This window comes from Lysobacter stagni (assembly GCF_030053425.1).
Lineage (GTDB): Bacteria > Pseudomonadota > Gammaproteobacteria > Xanthomonadales > Xanthomonadaceae > Lysobacter_J > Lysobacter_J stagni.
Map to the genome: position 1 here is coordinate 485,275 of NZ_JASGBI010000001.1, position 18,780 is coordinate 504,054.

At 67.9% G+C, this 18,780-nt stretch carries 21 protein-coding genes; 8 read left to right on the forward strand and 13 right to left on the reverse strand.

The genetic code is table 11. The annotated features are described in order from the left end of the window. Positions 1–534: 534 nt before the first annotated feature. Complete coding sequence (locus QLQ15_RS02150) at positions 535–1,614, reverse strand: NAD(P)-dependent alcohol dehydrogenase (protein WP_283211216.1); 1,080 nt, start codon at positions 1,612–1,614, stop codon at positions 535–537. 149 nt (positions 1,615–1,763) lie between these two features. Here QLQ15_RS02150 and QLQ15_RS02155 point away from each other — a divergent pair, with 149 nt between their 5' ends. Together QLQ15_RS02155 and QLQ15_RS02160 are read left to right on the forward strand one after the other, a co-directional pair. Next, the gene (locus tag QLQ15_RS02155) at positions 1,764–2,246 is read left to right on the forward strand and encodes a YajQ family cyclic di-GMP-binding protein (RefSeq protein ID WP_283211217.1); all 483 of its coding nucleotides are present in this window, start codon (positions 1,764–1,766) and stop codon (positions 2,244–2,246) included. Between the two features lie 4 nt (positions 2,247–2,250). Continuing rightward, positions 2,251–2,790 (forward strand): DUF1415 domain-containing protein, encoded by a 540-nt coding sequence (locus tag QLQ15_RS02160; protein ID WP_283211218.1) that lies wholly within the window; start codon positions 2,251–2,253, stop codon positions 2,788–2,790. Positions 2,791–2,797: 7 nt separating this feature from the next. Here the strand turns inward: QLQ15_RS02160 and QLQ15_RS02165 are convergent, their stop codons facing one another. From QLQ15_RS02165 to QLQ15_RS02175, 3 genes are read right to left on the reverse strand one after another with little or no spacing between them, the layout of a single operon-like run. Next, positions 2,798–3,475, reverse strand: coding sequence for an HAD family hydrolase (locus QLQ15_RS02165; RefSeq protein WP_283211219.1), 678 nt, complete (start codon positions 3,473–3,475; stop codon positions 2,798–2,800). Further along, a complete protein-coding gene (locus QLQ15_RS02170; RefSeq protein WP_283211220.1) occupies positions 3,472–4,179 on the reverse strand; it encodes a pseudouridine synthase in 708 nt (235 codons plus the stop codon). Before QLQ15_RS02170 ends, QLQ15_RS02165 begins: the two co-directional genes overlap by 4 nt. Beyond that, positions 4,176–5,237, reverse strand: coding sequence for a class I SAM-dependent methyltransferase (locus QLQ15_RS02175; protein ID WP_283211221.1), 1,062 nt, complete (start codon positions 5,235–5,237; stop codon positions 4,176–4,178). The genes QLQ15_RS02170 and QLQ15_RS02175 overlap by 4 nt, the downstream gene beginning before the upstream one ends. 136 nt (positions 5,238–5,373) lie before the next feature. Between QLQ15_RS02175 and QLQ15_RS02180 the strand changes: the two genes are divergently transcribed. Continuing rightward, the gene (locus QLQ15_RS02180; protein ID WP_283211222.1) at positions 5,374–5,634 is read left to right on the forward strand and encodes a hypothetical protein; all 261 of its coding nucleotides are present in this window, start codon (positions 5,374–5,376) and stop codon (positions 5,632–5,634) included. A gap of 15 nt (positions 5,635–5,649) precedes the next feature. Here the strand turns inward: QLQ15_RS02180 and QLQ15_RS02185 are convergent, their stop codons facing one another. Beyond that, positions 5,650–8,148, reverse strand: a complete 2,499-nt coding sequence (locus tag QLQ15_RS02185; protein ID WP_283211223.1) for an ABC transporter permease — start codon at positions 8,146–8,148, stop codon at positions 5,650–5,652. After that, positions 8,145–8,846 carry an ABC transporter ATP-binding protein gene (locus tag QLQ15_RS02190; RefSeq protein WP_283211224.1) on the reverse strand — a complete coding sequence of 234 codons (702 nt, stop codon included), beginning with the start codon at positions 8,844–8,846 and terminating at the stop codon, positions 8,145–8,147. The genes QLQ15_RS02185 and QLQ15_RS02190 overlap by 4 nt, the downstream gene beginning before the upstream one ends. A 172-nt stretch (positions 8,847–9,018) precedes the next feature. On the opposite strand from QLQ15_RS02190, the gene QLQ15_RS02195 reads away from it, so the two are divergent. From QLQ15_RS02195 to QLQ15_RS02205, 3 genes are all read left to right on the forward strand, one after another. Continuing rightward, positions 9,019–9,648: an arylesterase gene (locus tag QLQ15_RS02195; RefSeq protein WP_283211225.1), complete on the forward strand. Its 630-nt coding sequence runs from the start codon at positions 9,019–9,021 to the stop codon at positions 9,646–9,648. A 356-nt stretch (positions 9,649–10,004) separates the two neighbouring features. Further along, the gene (locus QLQ15_RS02200) at positions 10,005–10,181 is read left to right on the forward strand and encodes a hypothetical protein (protein WP_283211226.1); all 177 of its coding nucleotides are present in this window, start codon (positions 10,005–10,007) and stop codon (positions 10,179–10,181) included. Positions 10,182–10,233: 52 nt separating this feature from the next. Continuing rightward, positions 10,234–11,457 carry an RtcB family protein gene (locus QLQ15_RS02205; protein ID WP_283211227.1) on the forward strand — a complete coding sequence of 408 codons (1,224 nt, stop codon included), beginning with the start codon at positions 10,234–10,236 and terminating at the stop codon, positions 11,455–11,457. A gap of 386 nt (positions 11,458–11,843) precedes the next feature. Here QLQ15_RS02205 and QLQ15_RS02210 read toward each other — a convergent pair whose 3' ends face one another. The 4 genes from QLQ15_RS02210 to QLQ15_RS02225 form a co-directional block, all read right to left on the reverse strand. Further along, positions 11,844–12,125, reverse strand: a complete 282-nt coding sequence (locus tag QLQ15_RS02210) for a hypothetical protein (RefSeq protein WP_283211228.1) — start codon at positions 12,123–12,125, stop codon at positions 11,844–11,846. 61 nt (positions 12,126–12,186) lie between these two features. Next, positions 12,187–13,470 carry an aminopeptidase gene (locus QLQ15_RS02215; protein WP_283211229.1) on the reverse strand — a complete coding sequence of 428 codons (1,284 nt, stop codon included), beginning with the start codon at positions 13,468–13,470 and terminating at the stop codon, positions 12,187–12,189. An 89-nt stretch (positions 13,471–13,559) separates the two neighbouring features. Continuing rightward, on the reverse strand, positions 13,560–14,051 hold the full coding sequence (locus QLQ15_RS02220) for a hypothetical protein (protein WP_283211230.1): 492 nt from the start codon (positions 14,049–14,051) through the stop codon (positions 13,560–13,562). Next, a complete protein-coding gene (locus QLQ15_RS02225; RefSeq protein WP_283211231.1) occupies positions 14,048–14,623 on the reverse strand; it encodes an RNA polymerase sigma factor in 576 nt (191 codons plus the stop codon). Before QLQ15_RS02225 ends, QLQ15_RS02220 begins: the two co-directional genes overlap by 4 nt. 142 nt (positions 14,624–14,765) lie before the next feature. Between QLQ15_RS02225 and QLQ15_RS02230 the strand changes: the two genes are divergently transcribed. Then, positions 14,766–15,092 carry a hypothetical protein gene (locus QLQ15_RS02230; RefSeq protein WP_283211232.1) on the forward strand — a complete coding sequence of 109 codons (327 nt, stop codon included), beginning with the start codon at positions 14,766–14,768 and terminating at the stop codon, positions 15,090–15,092. Positions 15,093–15,102: 10 nt separating this feature from the next. Here QLQ15_RS02230 and QLQ15_RS02235 read toward each other — a convergent pair whose 3' ends face one another. Continuing rightward, positions 15,103–15,537, reverse strand: coding sequence for an Lrp/AsnC family transcriptional regulator (locus QLQ15_RS02235; protein WP_283211233.1), 435 nt, complete (start codon positions 15,535–15,537; stop codon positions 15,103–15,105). 94 nt (positions 15,538–15,631) lie between these two features. Between QLQ15_RS02235 and QLQ15_RS02240 the strand changes: the two genes are divergently transcribed. Next, positions 15,632–16,207, forward strand: a complete 576-nt coding sequence (locus tag QLQ15_RS02240; RefSeq protein WP_283211234.1) for a cysteine hydrolase family protein — start codon at positions 15,632–15,634, stop codon at positions 16,205–16,207. Between the two features lie 241 nt (positions 16,208–16,448). Here QLQ15_RS02240 and QLQ15_RS02245 read toward each other — a convergent pair whose 3' ends face one another. Together QLQ15_RS02245 and QLQ15_RS02250 are read right to left on the reverse strand one after the other, a co-directional pair. Further along, positions 16,449–18,116 (reverse strand): M28 family metallopeptidase, encoded by a 1,668-nt coding sequence (locus QLQ15_RS02245; protein WP_283211235.1) that lies wholly within the window; start codon positions 18,114–18,116, stop codon positions 16,449–16,451. Between the two features lie 147 nt (positions 18,117–18,263). Beyond that, entirely contained in the window at positions 18,264–18,695 is a 432-nt protein-coding gene (locus QLQ15_RS02250; protein WP_283211236.1) for a PepSY domain-containing protein, read from the reverse strand. Between the last annotated feature and the right edge of the window lie 85 nt (positions 18,696–18,780).

The window sequence follows — 18,780 nt, forward strand, 5'->3', positions numbered from 1 at the left end:
GTGCGGGGGAAGCGAACTATGCCATTGATGGCTGGTCGCTACGTTTCACCCTCTCCCCTTGCGGGAGAGGGACAGACCGCGAAGCGGCCAGGGAGAGGGGTATGCGGCGCACGAACGCAACGCACGTGCTGCGCGCGCCCCCTCTTCCGGCGCTGCGCGCCACCTTCTCCCGCAAGGGGAGAAGGGAGAGCCGATGGCCGCTTTGCGGCACGAGCTTCGATGAGGTTGCCTAATGCCATCCCCGGCACTACGTTCTCCCTCTCCCCTTGCGGGAGAGGGACAGACCGCGAAGCGGCCAGGGAGAGGGGTATGCGGCGCACGTACGCAACGCACGCGCTGCGAGCGCCCCCTCTTCGGGCGCTGCGCGCCACCTTCTCCCGCGAAGGAAGAAGTGGGCAGTGCCGCGCACGCACCGTCTTCGATGGCGATGCCGCTGCCATCCATGGCGTCGCGTTGCAGGCTTCGGATTGCCCGGCCCGGCCATCCTGGCCCGGCGTTCGTCGCGAGCGCGCCATGGCGCGCAAACACCGCTCCTCACCCACCCCCACGTCGCAGGCTGTCGATGTCGATCACAAACCGGTACCGCACGTCCGAGCGCAGCATGCGCTCGTAGGCTTCGTTGATCTGCTCGATGCGGATCAGCTCGATGTCCGAGGCGATGCCGTGCTGCGCGCAGAAGTCCAGCATTTCCTGCGTTTCGCGGATGCCGCCGATCATCGAACCGGCCAGGCGGCGGCGCTTGCGGGTCAGGCTGCCGGCGGAAACCACTTCGGGCTCCTCCGGCAGGCCCACCAGCACCATCGTGCCGTCGAGCCTGAGCAGGTTGAGGTAGGCGTTGTAGTCGTGCTTCGCCGAGACCGTGTCGATGATGAAGTCGAAGGTGTTCGCCTTCTCCTTGAACACCGAACCATCGCGTGTGGATGCGAAGTCCTGCGCGCCCAGCGCCTGCGCATCGGCACGCTTGGATTCGGAGGTACTCAGCACCGTGACGTGTGCGCCCATCGCCGCGGCCAGCTTCACCGCCATGTGGCCCAGGCCACCCAACCCCACCACCGCCACGCGATCCCCCGGCTTCACGCCGAAATGCTTCAGCGGCGAGTACGTGGTGATGCCCGCGCACAGCAGCGGTGCGGCACGGTCGAGCGGCAGCGCCTCGGGAACGCGCAGCACGTAGTCCTGGTCGACCGTGATCATCGTGGCGTAGCCGCCGTAGGTCGGCCGGCTCTTGTCGAAGCGGTGCTCGACCGGGTCGCGCTCGTAACTGTTGTAGGTGCCGCTCATGCCGAAGTCGCAGTACTGCTCCTCGCCGTCCCTGCACGACGGGCAGCGCCGGCACGAATCGACGAATACGCCGACACCGACCGCCTCGCCGACCTGGAAACGCTCCACCTGCGAGCCGACCCGCGACACGCGCCCGACGATCTCGTGACCCGGCACCATCGGGAAGACCGAGCCGCCCCAGCCGTCGCGCGCCTGGTGGATGTCGGAATGGCACACGCCGCAATAGAGGATGTCGATCAGCACCTCGCGCGGGCCGGGCTCGCGCCGCTCGATGTTGAACGGAGCCAGGGGCGAGGTCGCGTCGAGCGCGGCGTAGGCAGGCGTCTTGAGCATGGCGGGGTTCCCGATCGAAGGACCGCGCAAGTCTAGTCCCGCGCGGGTGGGTGCGCTGTGCGCATGGCGGTCAACACAGCGTGCCGCGGCTGCGCCTTCGCGCCCGCTGCGCTACCCTTTGCGCCCCCGCACACACGCCGGAGCCGGCCATGCCCTCCTTCGACATCGTCTCCGAAGTCGACCGCCACGAACTCACCAATGCCGTCGACCAGGCCAACCGCGAGCTCGGCACGCGGTTCGACTTCAAGGGCGTGGACGCGAAGTTCGCGCTGGACGAGCAGGTAATTACCCAGTCCGCGCCGAGCGACTTCCAGCTCAAGCAGATGACCGACATCCTGCGTGCGCGCCTGATCGCGCGCAGCATCGACTCGCGCTGCCTGGAGTTCGGCGACGTCGAGACCAACCTGGCCGGTGCGCGACAGAAGATCACGGTCAAGCAGGGCATCGAGCGCGATCTGGCCAAGAAGATCCAGGGCGCGCTCAAGGACGCCAAGCTCAAGGTCGAAAGCCAGATCAACGGCGACAAGCTGCGCGTGACCGGCAAGAAGCGCGACGACCTGCAGGCCGCCATCGCGCTGCTCAAGGCGACCGAGTACGAGCGCCCGCTGCAGTTCGACAACTTCCGCGACTGAAGCCGTGAGCGACGAAGACGTCATCGCCGCGACGCGCCGCTGGCTGGAGCGCGCGGTGATCGGGCTGAACCTGTGCCCGTTCGCCAAGGCGGTGTACGTCAAGCAGCAGGTGCGTTTAGTGGTCAGTGCGGCCACCACGCCCGAGGCGCTGCTCGAGGAACTCACCGCCGAACTGTCGCTGCTGTCCGCCACCGCCGCCGACGTCACCGACACCACGCTGCTGATCCACCCGCACGTGCTGACGGACTTCCTGGACTACAACGACTTCCTGGACCGGGCCGATGCCGCCGTCGCGGCGCTCGACCTCGAGGGCGAGATCCAGGTCGCCAGCTTCCATCCGGACTATCGCTTCGCCGGCACCGCGCCGGACGAGATGGGCAACTTCACCAACCGTTCGCCCTACCCCACTCTGCACCTGCTGCGCGAGGCCAGCATCGACCGCGCGGTCGCGGCGTTCCCGGACCCGGAGGTCATCGTCGAGCGCAACATCGCGGCGCTGGAGCAGCTCGGTGTGGAAGGCTGGCGGAAGCTGATGACGCCCTGAGGGCGCGCTAACCCAATGCGGGCTCGATCAGCGCCCGCGCATGCAGCAGTGAGTCGACGATGCGGTGGCCCAGTGCGCGCACCTCGTCATCCGGCGCCACCAGGTCCGGCACCTGGATGGGTGTCATGCCCGCCGCGAGCGCGGCGCGCACACCGGCCGCCGAATCCTCCAGCACGATGCAGCGTTCCGGCGCTACGCCCAGCTGCTTCGCCGCCAGCAGGTAGATGTCCGGCGCCGGCTTCGAATGTTCGACATCGCTGCCGGTGACGATCGTGTCGAAGTGCGGCAACAGGCCGGCCAGTTCCAACTTCTGCAGCGCGCGCGGGCGACGCGTGGAGGTTCCAACCGCACGCGGTATGCCGCGCTCGTGCAGCAGCGCCAGCAGTTCGAACACACCCGCCTTGATCGGCAGCCCCGCTTCCACGCGTGCGTCGTAACGCACCTGCAGACCGGCCAGCAGCGCCTGGACCTGCGCTTCGGGAAGACGTTCGCGCAGCAGGTCCCGGCAGACGCGATCGGAGTGGCCGACGAACGACAGCCACAACGCATCGTCCAGTTCCAGTTGCAGCTCGGTCGACGCCTCGCGCCAGCATTCCAACAGCGCGCGTTCGCTCTCGATCATCAGCCCGTCCATGTCGAACAGCACCGCGACGGGCGAGAATTCCACTGGCTGCAACAGGCTCACCGGCTTTCTCCGAACATCACGTCAAGGTCCGCCGTATCCAGCGTGCGCCATTGGCCCGGCGCGAGGTCGCCCAGCGCGAGCCCACCGATCCGGCTGCGGTGCAGCGCATCGACATGGTTGCCCACCGCGGCGAACATGCGCCGCACCTGGTGATAACGGCCTTCGGTCAGCGTCAGCGACGCCTGGCGTGGACCGTCCACGCGCAGCGCCGCCGGCGCCAGCGGTGTGGTCTCCGCTTCCAGCAGCAGGGTGCCGCTGGCGAACACCGCGCCCTCGTCGCCGCGCAGGTCCTGCGCCAGCGCGGCCTCGTACACCTTCGGCAACCTTGCCTTGGGCGAGACGATGCGGTGGAGCAGCGCGCCGTCGTCGGTCATCAGCAACAGGCCGCTGGTGTCGCGGTCCAGCCGGCCGACGCTGGACAGCAGCGGCGAACGCAGACGAAAACGCGGCGGCAGCAGGTCGTAAATGACGCGCCCCGGGTCCTTCGTCGAACAGGTGTAGCCCACCGGCTTGTGCAGCATCAGCGTGAGGCCGGCAGGCGGGTCCAGCGGTTGTTCGTCGATGCGGATGGCGTCGTGTTCCACCTTGTCGTCGGCGTACAGCACCTCGCCCTGCGCATCGGTGATGCGACCTTCACGGAACATCGCCATCACGTCCTTGCGGCTGCCATAGCCGAGGTTGGCGATGAGTTTGACCAGCTTCATCGGGAAATCCTGTCGTTGGAACGCACCGCTTCGACCACCTTGAAGCCGCCCTGTTGTGCCACGGTTTTCACCTGGCCGAAACGCGCATCGAGCTCGGCCTCGTACGGGAGATGCCGGTTCGCCACCAACCACAGGCGCCCGCCCGGCTTCAACGCCTGCGCCGCGACGGCGATGAAGCGCCGACCGATGTCGGGACGGTCTGTGCGCCCCTGTGCATGGAACGGCGGGTTGCACACGATCACGTCGTACGCGCCTTCGATGCCGCGCGTCACGTCGTGCCAGTGGAAGGACAGCGCCACGCGCGACTCGAACGCCGCCAGGTTGATGTGCGACAGATCGAGCGCACGCGCTTCGGCCTCATACAGATCCAGCGACACGATGCCGGCACAACGCGTGAGCAGCTCGGTGGAAAGGTATCCGTACCCCGCACCGAGATCCGCCGCGGCGCCCGCGAGGTGTGCAGGCAGATGTTCGGCGAGCAATCGCGACGCCGGATCGATGCGGTCCCACGCGAACACGCCGGGCCGGCTGACGAAGCGGCCGTCGACGATGGCGCGTGGCGCGTCGGCCTGCGCCCATTCGCCGGCGAGGTCGGCATTGACCGGCCCGTCGAGCGGCGCGGTCCAGAACACGCGGCATTTGTGTTTGGACAGGCTGGATACCGGACCGGCAAGGTGTGCCAGATCCGATTCCCCCGACTTCGCCCCTTCGTTGTTTGGGATGCAGGCGACCACACGGCCGCCCGGCGCGCAGCGGGCGATCGCGCGCGCGAACAGCGCACGCGCCTCGTCGCGCTGTCGCGGCGCCAGCACCAGCACCAGCGCGTGGCGCCTGTCGTCGTCGGCGCGACCCAGCGTGGCGCCCGATCGCTCCAGCGCGTCGGCCTCGGGGCGGAAGCTCTGCTCGCACACCAGGCCCGGCCAGGCGCGCTGGTGCAGCGGCCAGCCGTCGCGGGCACGCAGGAACAGGGCGCCGCCTTCGGCCGGCCACGGCAACGAACCGTCGATGAACGGCAGGAACAGGGTTTCGAGTGCGACGTCGCCGTCGTCGGCGCGCATGTGTGGGTCCGGGAATGTGAGCGTGATCAATTCTACGCGGCCGCGCGGGCGCATTTGCGGATCCGGGCGCCCGGGCTTCATGCCGACACAACACGGCGCGGGCGAACATCGATCCAGGTCAGGTAGGAGAAACGCGATGCGCGCCCTCTTCGTCGGCGGTCTGGTGGACAACAGCGAACTCGACATGGACGGCGCCGAGCCGCCCCTGCACTACCCCGAGAACACCGGTGCCGGGCGTCCGCGCTATCGCCTGCACCAGATCGGGCTGCGCGACGGCGAGATCGCCTACGCCGTCTACGGGGCGCCGGACCTGCCCGACAACGAGGTGGAGCGCGTGGCGAAGGAACGCGACTATTCGCGCCGGTTCAGCGCCCAGCCCAAGTCGGTGTTCCAGTAGAAGGCAAGGCGCGCCTCACTCCTGCAACTCACGCAGCGTGACCGACGGCGGCGCATCCAGCACGCGCCGCGTCGCGAACAACCCCGCCAGCAGCGCGGCCAGCACGCCGACCGCGGCGCCGGCGGCCGCGAGGCGCCAGTCGGCTTCCCATGGCAGGTCGAACACGCGCGTGGCGACGACGCCCGCCAGCACGGACGCCGCGATGGCCGCGGTCAGACCCGACAGCAGACCGATCGCCGCGAATTCCGACGCCTGCGCCAGGCGCAGCTGGCGGCGACTGCCGCCGATGGCGCGCATCACGCCGCCTTCGAGCAAACGCTCGTCCTGGCTCGCGCTTACCGCCGCCATCAGTACCAGCAGCCCCGCGGCGAGCGAGAAGTAGAAGACCACTTCCACCACCGTGGACACCTGGTCCGCCGTGCTGCGCACCTGCTTGAGCACCGCGTCGACGTCGATCACCGACAGGTTGGGGAAGCGCTCCACCAGATCGGCCGTGAAGCGCGTGCGCTGTGGTGGCACGCTGACGGCGGTGATGTGACTGGCAGGGAACCCATCGAGCGAGCCCGGCGAGGCGATCACGAAGAAGTTCGGGCGAAAGCTCTCCCAGTCCACGCTGCGCAGACTGGTGATGGTGGCGCTGAACGGCTGGCCTGCGATGTCGAACGACACGCGGTCGCCGATCTTCCAGCCCAGGCGTTCGGCGAAGTCCTCCTCCACCGACACTTCCGGCTTCGCCGGCGTGCGGCCGGTCCAGAACTCGCCGGCGGTGACGCGGTTGTCGTCGCGCAGGCGATCGGTCACGGACAGATTGAACTCGCGTTCGGCCAGTCGCTGTGCGCGCTCGCCCTGTTCCACGTAAACCTTTCCGGTGACGGGCTTGCCGTTGTGCGCGACCAGCCGGCCGCGGATCATCGGGAACAGCGTCGGCGGCGCCACGCCCTGCGCGGCGATGAACGCACGCACGTCGGCGACCTGGTCGTCCTGCACGTTGACGATGAAGCGGTTGGGCGCTTCTTCGGCCAGCGCCAACTGCCAGCGGTCGAGCAGATCGGTACGCACGAAGGTCAACAGCAGCAGCGCCATCAGGCCCAACCCCAGCGCGGACACCTGCGCGATGCTCGCGCCGGCGCGGCGGCTCACGTTCGCCAGGCCATACCGCAGGCTGCCACGCAGCCGCGAACGCGTGCGCCGCACCACCACGATCAGCAACCACGCCAGCAACGCCAGGACCGCCAGCGTCGCGACGATGCCCACCAGCATCGACAGGCCCAGTGCCGCCGAACCGGCCTTCCACCACAGCAGCGCACCCAGCCCGACGAGCCCCGCAATGGCGACCAGCCATGCGCTGGGCTCGGTCGGATCCAGATCGCGGCGCAGCACACGCAACGCAGGCACACGACGCAGCGCCAGCACCGGCGGCGCGCCGAAGGCCATCAGCACCACCAGCCCGACACCGTAGCCCTGAAGCGCGGGCAGCCAGCTGGCCGGCGGAATCGACAGCTTCAGTGCCTGCGCAAGCCAGCCGCCGATGGCCCATTGCAGCGCGAACGCAATGACGACGCCGATCGTGCTGGCGATCACTCCGAGCAAAAGCAACTCGCCCACCTGGATGCCCACCAGCGTGCGCTGCGTCGCTCCCAGGCAGCGCATCACTGCCGTGCCCGACAGGTGCCGCGCACTGTGCCGGCGTGCGGCCATCGCCACGGCCACTGCCGCCAGCACCACCGACACCAACGCCGCCAGGCCGAGGAAGCGCCCGGCGCGATCGAGTGCGGAGCGGATCTCGGGACGTGCATCGGAAATGGTTTCCAGCCGCTGACCGCGCCCCAGTGCCGGCTTGGCCGTCGCAACGAAGTGCTCCACCGCCGCCGCAGGGCCGGCCACGACCAGCCGGTAGCGGATGCGGCTGCCCTCCTGCACGAGCCCGGTTGCGGAAACGTCGGCGAGATTGAGGAATACCTTGGGCGCGACATTGAAGTAGTCGAGCGCCGCATCGGGTTCCTGCACGACCAGTGCGGAAAGACGGAAGCGCGAGTCACCCAGCGCGATCTCGTCGCCGAGCGTCGCACCGAGTGTGTCGGCGCCGGCGCGGCTCATCCAGACGGTGCCACGCTCCGGCACGCGCCCCGCGTCGCGCTCTGCGCCACCCGCATCGACGATGCGGAAGCTGCCGCGCAACGGGAAACCCTCGCCGAGCGCGCGCAGATCGCCGAGCTGCAGGCGTTCACCCACGCGGATCATGGTCTGCAGTTCCATGGTCTCGGTGCGTTGCAGCTGCGGCGCATCGGCCGCCTCGCGCACGGCGCCCGTGATCGGCGTGTCCGCTCGCACGACGGCATCGCCACCGAGCAGGCGATTGGCTTCCATCGCGAGCGCACGTTCCGCGCGATCGGTAACGAAACCCACCGCCGTCACCGCCAGCACCGCCAGCACCAGCGCCGCGATCAGGATGCGCACGTCGCCGGCCGCGAGATCGCGGCGCAGCTGGCGCCAGGCGAGCGTCGCCGTCCTCACGCGTCCACCAGGCGGCCGCTGTCCAGTCGCAGCAGGCGACCGCAACGCGAAGCCAGGTGCTCGTCGTGCGTCACCAGCACCAGCGTCGTGCCGGCTTGCGCGTTGAGTTCGAACAGAAGCTCGATGATCGCCTGCCCCGTGTGCGTGTCCAGGTTACCGGTGGGCTCGTCGGCAAACAGCAGCGAAGGCCGCGTCACGAACGCGCGCGCCAGTGCGACGCGTTGCTGCTCGCCGCCGGAGAGCTGCCGCGGGTAGTGACCCAGGCGCTGACCCAGGCCCACCTTCTCAAGGATGGCGCGAGCCGGCGCATCCACGTCGCGATCGCCGCGCAGCTCCAGCGGCAGCATCACGTTCTCCAGCGCGGTCAGCGACGGCAGCAGCTGGAAGTTCTGGAATACGAAACCGACCTTTTCGCCGCGCACGCGCGCACGCCCATCCTCGTCCAGCGTGGACAGCGTTTCGCCATCCAGCTGCACGCGCCCACTGCTGGGCGTATCCAGGCCGGCCAACAGCGACAACAGCGTGCTCTTGCCCGAACCCGACGCGCCCACGATCGCCACCGAGTCGCCCTTCGCGATATCGAACGCGACGTCGTCCAGGATGATCAGTTCACCGGTCGGCAACATCACGCGCTTGCCGAGCCCGGTCACATGAAGCGCGGTGGAAGCGTGTGCACGCGGCGCGATGGAATCGGCCATGATCGTCCTTATGCTGGTGGGGCGGCCCGGAGGCGGTGGGTTGATCATCGGAAGCGAGGATTAAATGTTTCTTAAAGAACGGGTGGGAGCTGCGCTCCTCACGACATCGAACACCCCGCACCACCGGTATGGGGTATCGCGACACCTTCTGCAATGTGCCATCGGATGGGTGGTGGCGGCGTCACTGATGCTGGCGTGCGCCCTGCCGGCGATGGCGCAGACGGCCGCGAAGGCGGCGACGACGCCGAAGCCTGCACGCACCGTGCTGGTGATGGGCGATTCGCTCTCCGCCGGTTACGGCCTGGCGGCATCGCAGGGTTGGGTGGCACTCACCGCCGATCGCGTGGCGAAGACGAAGCCGGGCTGGCGCGTGGTCAACGCCAGCATCAGCGGCGAAACCACCGCAGGCGGCGCGGCGCGCATCGACGGCGAGATCAAACGCAACAAGCCCGCCGTCGTCGTCATCGAACTCGGTGCGAACGACGGCCTGCGCGGCCTGCCGCTGGCACAGTCGCGCGCCAACCTGGACCGCATGATCCGTGCCTCCAAAGCGTCCGGTGCGAAGGTGTTGCTGATCGGCATGCGCATGCCGCCCAACCTGGGCCGCGAGTACACGCAGGGCTTCAGCGACAACTACGCGGCGCTGGCAAAGCAGCACGGCATCGCACTGCTGCCGTTCCTGCTGGAACCGATCGCGCTGGACCGCAACGCATTCCAGGACGACAACCTGCATCCGATCGCGAGTGCGCAGCCCAAGCTGCGAGACCACGTATGGACGCAACTCGAACCGCTGCTGCGGTGACATCGATGCAATGCATGGGCATTGCATCGACCGTCCATTTCCCGACGAGCGGTCTTGCATTCGTTTTTGCGAATGCGTAACTTGCGCGACCTTCGCAGTCACACCTCTTTCGATCTTCGCAACGCCATGAACCTCATCGCACACATCGCCCTGCACCACGCACTGAAGCCCGTCGGCTTCGGCGCGTACGTGCACGCGCCGCGACTGCGCGACGAAGGCCACCACCGCGACTGATCTCCTGCACACGGGAGGTCGGTCACCCCGACCTCCCGAGGAACGCGAACGCCCTCGGGTCCACCACCCGGGGGCGTTTTGTTTAGGGCGTTCGCAAAGGCACACCCACGATCACAACGCGAGTGCATCGCGCCCTCCCGAAGCATCCGGAACATGCTGGTTTCGAGGAAAGGGAAAGCCATGAAGCGCTTCAAGCGCTGCGCCTGGATGCTTCGGCGCGGGCAACGGGCGAGTGCATCCGCAACAAGGAATTGACGCTTTTCGAAGGCATCGACCTTCGTGAGGCATCCAAGCAGTAAGCTCCGTGCAGGCGGAAGGATCCGCCTGCACGGCTTTCATAAGGAAGGAATCATGAACACGCAATGCAGTTACGAGCTCCTGCACGCACCGGAGGCATCCACGCCGATCAAGGGCTGGGTGCGCGGCGTGCCGGTGGAGGACAAGGCGCAGCAGCAGCTGCGCAACATCACCGCCCTGCCCTTCGTCGGGCCGTGGGTCGCGGTGATGCCCGACGTGCACCTGGGCATCGGCGCGACGGTGGGATCGGTCGTGCCGACCAAGGGCGCGATCATCCCGGCGGCGGTCGGCGTCGACATCGGCTGCGGCATGGCGGCCGTGCGCACCACGCTGCGCGCGAACGACCTGCCGGACGACCTGTCGCTGCTGCGCAACTCGATCGAGCGCAGCATTCCGGTCGGCAACGGGCCCGGCGGCGACCACCGCCGCATTCCCGACAGCGTCGAGACGAAGCTGGAACAGTCGAACCTGATGGCGCGCCTGGCGGTCATCCGCCAGAAGCACCCGAAGATCCGGCCTGACAAGGTCGATCGCCAGATCGGAACGCTCGGCGGCGGCAACCATTTCATCGAGATCTGCCTCGACGAGAGCGATGCGGTGTGGGTGATGCTGCACTCCGGTTCGCGCGGCACCGGCAACCTGATCGGCACCTACTTCATCGAGCTGGCGCGTCGCCAGCTGGAGAAGCGCGTACTGGGGTTCCATGTGCCCGACAAGGACCTCGCGTTCTTCATGGAGGGTGAGGACCTGTTCGCCGACTACGTCGAGGCGGTGTCGTGGGCGCAGGATTACGCTCGCGCGAACCGCGAGGCGATGATGACGCGCGTGCTGCACGAGATGCGCCACCGCCTGCCGAAGTTCCAGACGGACAAGACGGCGGTGAACTGCCACCACAATTACGTGCAGCGCGAGGACCATTTCGGCCAGTCGCTGCTGGTGACGCGAAAGGGCGCGGTCAGCGCACGCGAAGGCGAGCTGGGCATCATTCCCGGCAGCATGGGCGCACGCAGCTTCATCGTGCGCGGCAAGGGCAACGCGGACAGCTTCCACAGCTGCAGCCACGGCGCCGGCCGCGTGATGAGCCGCACCGCCGCGCGTGCGCAGATCACCCTGAAGCAGCACCGCGAGGCCACCGCGCACGTCGAATGCCGCAAGGACGCCGGCGTGATCGACGAGTCGCCCGCCGCGTACAAGGACATCGACGCGGTGATGGCGGCCCAGCGCGAGCTGGTCGATGTGGTGCACACGCTGCGACAAGTGGTGTGCGTTAAGGGGTGAGCGGCCGTGCTTGCGCGCCATGGCGCGCACGGCCGCGAACGCCCGGCCAAGGATGGTCGGGCCGGGCGTTCCGAAGCCGATGCGTGGCGCCATGGATGGCAACGACAACGTGATCGAAGACCTTGCTGACGCGGCACTGCCGCGTGGCCTGCCGAACGCCCGGCCATGGATGGGCTCATCCCACTGCTTGCGCGGCACTGCCGCGCAGTGGGATGAGCGGTCGGCCACGGATGGCCGGCCGGGGCGACCCGAAGCCGATCACGTGCCGCCATGGATGGCTGCGTCGTCGTCGAAGGCGATGCGTGCGCGGCGAGCCGCCCCCTCTCCCTGGCCGCTTCGCGGCCTGTCCCTCTCCCGCAAGGGGAGAGGGAACTGCTCCGCCGCTGCTACCGACGATCCCAGTCGTACACGGAAAACACGACCAGGCCGACGCCAAGGACCACGATCATCAAGCCGCCCACACGGCTCTGCGTCGGCGTGATGCGGTTGCTGCGTTCCGCGGTTCTTCCGGGGTAACTCCCCCTGTAACTGAAGACCGTGTACGTGTCCGTGAACTGCTGGTCGCGCGGATTGAGGACGAGCGAGGCGCCACCCAGCACGAGGACTCCACCGAGGACGACGCCTGTCCACGCGATGCGCTTGTACCAAGGGGTGCGGACGACTGGCATGGTGGGTTCGGCCCGTGTTTTCCGGACCGAACCTATCACGACATGTATCTGCAACGCGCTCCTACAGCTTCAACTGCCCCGCCTCCACCACCGGCTTTCCGTCCAGCGTGACCGACGCACCGGGCAGGAACACGACGATGCCGTAGGGCATGGAGTTCTCACCGCCGGCCCAGGCGTTGCCGCCAGTTCCCACGGTGACCGCGCCGGCGGGCATCCAGTTGCCGACCTGGCTCTTGGCCGGCAGCGTCACGTTCGGATTGATGCCGAAGTCGATGAAGCCGACGAGGTCCTTGCGCGCGTCGTCGACGGCGTCGTACTCGGCCTTGAAGGCGTCGTAACCCGGGCCCGAACCGGCCATCGAGGTGACCTTGCCGCCGCTCACGGTCAATGTGAGGTTGTCGATCGGCTTGCCCTGGTAGAACGAGCGCGTATGCACCAGCTTGCCTTCGGCGGTGCCGGGCACCGGCGTGGTGTAGACCTCGCCTGCAGGCAGGTACGCGGCCAATGCGGGGCCGCCGGCCTTGCGGTCGTCGTCGGAGATGATGCCGTCGCTCACCAGCACCTTGCGTCCTTGCAGACGCATCTTTAGATCGGTGCCATTGGGATGCGTGATGTGGATTTCGTTGCCGGCGGCGATGGCCTTGCGCACCTCTTCGCCGCGCGTCTGCAGTTGGCTGTAATCCAGGTTGACGCCATTCCAGAACGCGCTGGACAGCTCGTCCGGCGTCATGCCGTAGCGCTCGGCGCGCCATGGCGTGGGATACATGTTGTTGCCCACTTCCACCGTACGCACGTTGTGCTTCAGGAACGCCTGCCCGACCGGCTCATCGGCCTTCGCGCGCGCGGCCATGCGCTTGGGGTCGGCACCGTCGAACAGGTTCTCGCTGGACTGGTTGCCCAGGCTGATGACCACATCGACGATGTCGGCCAGCTTCAGCGCCATCGCATCGGATTGCGCGTCGTACTGCGCGGGGACGTCGAAGAACATGCGCTTGGACATGCGATCGCTGCTGTAGGTGACCAGCGGGAAGGCGCCGACCTTGCGCACGTTCACGGCGATGTTCTCGAGCAGTTCGGCGTCGCTCGGTCGTCCCATGATGAGGACGGTTTCGCCCTCGCGCACGCCAGCGGACTGGGTGACCAGACGCTGGGCCAGCTGCTCCAGATCGGTGGGCGCCTTCGCAGCGGGTGGCGCTGGCGCGGCGGCAGGTGCGGCTTCGGGCGCCGCCGCGGTGGCTGGCGCGTTGGAAGCGGACGTACTTGAGGGCTCAGCGGGACGTTGGCAGGCGGCCAGTGCGACGCACAGGGCGATGGACAGACCGGCCGCGAGGGGGAATCGGTTCATGGCGGGGCCTCACCCCCGGTCACGGTCCGGGGTGCCAGAACCAACGTGCATGCACGCCGCGGACGGTCACCGTCCGGCGGGAGGTCCGGTCAGGCCATGTGCAGGGGCCCGGAGGCGCGCATCAGGCGCCCCATCCCCTGCCACAGCGCCGATACGACCAGGCAGGCGACCAGCAACCCACCCCAGCCGCTGGACTGCGCGGACATCGAAGGCCACAGCTCCGCGAACGCCGGCACCCAGTCCGCGCCGTACACCCCGACCGCCACCGCGGCCACGGCCGCCAGCAGCAGGCCCAGTCCGCGCAACAGCCAGAACTCGACGCGCTCGCCGAACTGCTGTGCGCGTTCGACGTGCGCCACGATCTGCGCGGTGAGGTCGAACGGTGGTGGCTCCATCGCTGGCGTGCGCAGCGCGCGCGCGATCAGGCGGTATTCGGCCAGGCGCGCATCTTCCGGGTCCAGCGGCAGACCGCGGCGTTCCTGTTCGATCGCGCGCTCCTGCGCCAGCCACTCGGCGTCCAGGCGCTGCCGGTCGGCGTGCGACAGGGGGCGCTGCGGGAATCGGTCGTTCGGCGTGTTCATGCGATGGCTCCCATCCGGGCCTGCAGGCGTTCGCGCAGACGCGCCCTGGCCCGGAACAGATGGCTCTTGATCGTACCCTCCGCCATGCCCGTGATGCGGGCGATCTCGACGATGGGTACCTCGTCCAGGTGATACAGCGTGAGCAGCGTCCGTTGCATCGGCGGCAGGGCCTCGATCTCCTCGTGCAGCCCGGCGGCGATCTCGGCATCGGCGCAGGCGCCTTCCAGATCGAAGCCGTCGCCGACCTGGTCCAGCAGCGACAGGCCGTCGTCCTCGCTGTCGGCCGGCATTTCGGCGATGGCGATTCGGCGCTTTTCCAGGTGCCGCTTGGCCACCGAATAGGCCACCTGCCCGATCCACGACTTCAGCGCGCTCTCGCCCCGGTACTGGTGCAGGCACTGGTGCACGCGCAGGAAGGTTTCCTGGCACAGCTCGCGGGTGTCCTCCGGGTTGCGCACCATGCGGGCGATGATGTGCCAGCACAGGCCCTGGTACTCGCGCACGAGGCGTTCGAACGCGCCGGGCACGTTGCCCAGCACGGCATCGACCTGCCTGCGGTCATCCTCGGTCACGCGAATTCACCGGTCATGTTCCTGTGGATACGCTCAGGGGCCGGATGGTTGCAACGCCGTCTTCACAAGTCCGGTGCAACCGTCCGGCGGCTCCCGGTATCTGTGTCCACAAACCCGAGGACCCAACCGAGAGACCGACGCCATGGCATTCGAGATCCTGATCCCGATCACCCTGTTCATCTGCATCACCTACGCCATCAAGGTGGTGGTGGATGCCCGCACCCGCGCCAAGCTGATCACCGGCAACGGTTCGGAGGAACTGATCCGCACGATGGTGCAGGCCGAGGCGCTGCAGCGCCGCCACGCCTCTCTGCGCTGGGGCATCCTGCTGCTGGCGCTGGGCATCGGCTTCGGCATGATCGAAGGCTTCGGCTGGCGCGACGTCACGCCGGGCGTGGTCGCCGTGCTGCTGGGCGTGACCGGTGCGGGCAACCTGCTGGCCTACGTGGCCTCGCGCAAGCTGGGCTGACCGCACACCCTCAGCGCCGGTCCAGCGTCGTGCGCAGGACCGGCACCGTGGTGACATCGTCCACGCCCTTGAACGAGACCACGCGTTCGCGCAGGTCGGCCAGCTCCGTGGGCGTGTCCGCCTGCACCAGCACCAGCAGGTCGAGTTCGCCCGCGACGCTGTGGCACAGCTTCACCTGCGGCAACTGCGCGAGCAGTGGCATCACGTCGTCGCAACTGAAACCGTCGGCGTAGCGCAGCATCAACCAGGCCTGCAGCGGGTCGCCGCCGCTACCCAGGCGCACCGTGTACTGCGCGATCACGCCCGCGTTTTCCAGGCGTTGCAGCCGTTCCTGCACGGTGCTGCGGCCCAGTCCCACGGCCTTGGCCAGCGCGACCGTGGACAGGCGCGCATTGTCCTGCAGCAGGGCGATGAGCTGGCGGTCGGTGGCGTCGAGGGTCTTCATGCACGTGGCCATGCCGGCGTGACCGGCATTGTGCCGGGTTGAGACCGGCGCAGGCGAGCGCGCATCGTGACGCCTTTCCACGCAGGACATTCGCATGAACCTCGACGTGCGCACCGCGCTCATTCCCATCGATGTGCAGCAGGGCTTCGACTTCCCGCCGTGGCCGCCGCGCAACAATCCGGCGATGGAAGCCAACGGCCTTCGACTGCTCGACGCATGGCGTCGCGCGCGACTGCCGTTGATCCATGTGCGGCACGATTCAGTCGTGCCCGGCTCCACGCTGGCGCCCGGTCATCCCGGCAATGCGCATCGGCCCGGGTTCGTTCCGCTGGAGGACGAAGCGCTGGTGACCAAGTCGGTCAACGCCGCCTTCATCGGCACCGACCTGGACCTGCGCCTTCGACGGCTTGGCGTGGATACGGTGGTGCTGTTCGGCATCAGCACCGACATGTGCGTGTCCACGACGGCGCGCGTGGCCGCGAACCTGGGCTATCGCACCGTGGTCGTCGGCGATGCCTGCGCGTGTTTCGATCTTGCGGACGCGGACGGCTCGGTGATTCCCGCCGACCAGATCCAGCGTGCGCACCTGGCCACGCTGCGCGCGGAGTTCGCGACGGTGATGGATACCGATGAGGTGATCGGGGTGCTGCCTGAGTGGATCACGACCTGAAAGCGCGCGGCCATCTCCACCAGTGATCTTCCTCGTGGATGCCTGAGTCCCGTTCGTCCTGAGCGTAGGCGCGCAGCGCCGGAGTCGAAGGATGAAGTCGCGACCATCGCATCCCATCCGCCCTTCGACTTCGCTTCGCTACGCTCAGGGTGAACGGTGATCGGCCTGCGGTCGACAAAAGAAAAAGCGGGCTGAACTCGCGTTCCGCCCGCTCTGTCTTCCACCAATCGCCGATGAAACCTTACTTGCGATCAGCCGCCGTCTTGTCGCGCGCGCCGCGGAACTCGCTCGACGCATCCCAGTTCGGCCACGCGTCCGAGTCGGCCAGGTCGCGGCCCACGGTGTAGAGCAGTCCCAGGTCGCGCGCCATGCCGGTGAAGGCCCAGTCGGCTTCCCACTGGTCGGCCGGCTGGTGGTAGCGGTCGGCGACGTAGGCGTCTTCCATCTTCTTGCCGGCTTCCAGGCCGCCGTCGACCAGGTCGTTGCCCGAACCGAACGAGATCGCCGGCACGCCGCGCTTGGCGAACGGGAAGTGGTCAGAGCGGAAGAAGTGGCCCGCTTCCGGCTTCGGATCGGTCACGTAGGCCAGGTTCCACTTCTGCCCGGTGGCCACCAGCTGGTCGAGCAGTTCCTGCTTGGCGCTGCCGGAGGTGGTGAAGTTGCGCGCCGGCCCGTGCGGATCAAGTGCGTCCATGTTGAGCACGGCCACGGTCTTGCCCAGCGGGTACAGCGGCTTGGACGCGTAGTACTCCGAACCCAGCAGGCCCTTTTCCTCCGCGGTGACGGCCAGGAACACGATGGAGCGATCCGGCTTGGGCGCCTTGGCGAACGCGCGACCCAGTTCGATCAGCGCGGCGGTGCCGGTGGCGTTGTCGACGGCGCCGTTGTAGATCTTGTCGCCCTTCGCATCCGGCTGGCCCACGCCGAGATGGTCCCAGTGCGCGGAGTAGATGACGGTCTCGTCCGGACGCTTGGCGCCGTCGAGACGGCCGACGATGTTGTGCGAGGTGATGATCTCGCGGTTGACGTCGTACTTGGCGTTCAGCGTGACGCCCTTGAGCTCGACCGGCTTGAATGCACGCGTCTTCGCCTGCGCCTTCAACGCGTCGAAATCCAGGCCCGCCTGCTTGAACAGGTCCACCGCGAAATCGCGCTGGATCCAGCCTTCCATCCGCGGATGGACCGAGGCCGGCTTGTCGCGCACGACATCGAACATCGTGTTGGTGTTGGAGTTCTTGACCGTGGCCCAGCCGTACGACGCCGGTTCGGTCTCGTGCACGATCAGCAGGCCCAGCGCGCCCTGGCGGGCGGCTTCTTCGTACTTGTAGGTCCAGCGACCGTAGTAGGTCATGGCCTTGCCGCCGAAGTCGCCTTCACCGCCCTCGAAGTCGGGGTCGTTGATCAGCACGACGGCGATCTTGCCCTTCAGGTCCACGCCCTTGAAGTCGTCCCAGTCGCGTTCCGGCGCGTTGACGCCGTACCCGGCGAACACGAGCGGTGCATTGGCGATGTTGATGGCGGTCGCACCGTCCTGCGCGGCGCGCACGGCGATCTGCTCGCCCTGCGTCAGCGGCTGCGGTTTGCCCTTCACCTTCACCGACAGTTGCGGCGTGCCCTTGATCTCCGCGCGTGCCAGCGGCACGGCCTGCGTCCATTCGCGCTTGCCGTCCTTGAGATCGCCGCCCGGCTGCAGGCCCGCGGCCTTCATCTGCGCGACCACGTAATCGACGGTCTTGGTTTCGCCAGCGGTGGCCGGGCCACGGCCTTCGAATTCGTCCGAGGACAGGACCTTCACGTCCTGCGACAGCCGCTGCGGATCGATATCGGGAACGGCGGGCTTGTGGGCGAGCGCCGGTTGGAGGGCGGCGGAAAGGGACAGCGCGAGCAGCGATACGGCCGGTAGCTTCATGGGACACCTGTGCGGGAATGCCGGCCGATAGTAAGGAGCCCCGGGCGCCGCCGCCAGCCAACCGGAGACACCCCCTTCATGAATGTGGAGCCCTCCCGGGAAGGAGGGCTCCACGGACGTCCAGGCTTTGCCGGATGAGGCGCCTGGTCAGTCCTTTTCCTTGCCGATGACCTTGCCCGTGGCGGGATCGAGCTTCAGCTCGACATCCTTGCCAGCGGGGTCGTCGGCTTCGGCGTTCCAGATTCCGTCTTCGAAGTCGACGTCGTGCACGTTGGTGTAGCCGGCGGCGGACAGTCTCGCGCGCACATCGGCTTCGCTGAGGTTGGCGATCTGTTCGTCCGGGTAGACGCGCCCGGTCTTCGCATCCAGGCGCACGTCGACGTGGTTGCCTTCGGCGCTGCGCGCGTCGGCCTTCCACACGCCGTCCTCGAACTTCACGTCGTTGACCCTGGTGTAGCCCTGTTCGGTCAGGCGCGCGCGCACCTGTGCCTCGGTCAACGGTTCCTTCGGCGCTGCAGCCTGCGCGGGCGCCGCGCCGGCGACGAACAGCAGCGCACCCAGCATCACGGAATTCTTCATCGTTGGTCCTCGCTTGTGGCAGGGGACTGGAGTCTTGTGCGCGCGTCGCGAACTGGGAGTGAATCCGGCAACGTGCGCTCGGACG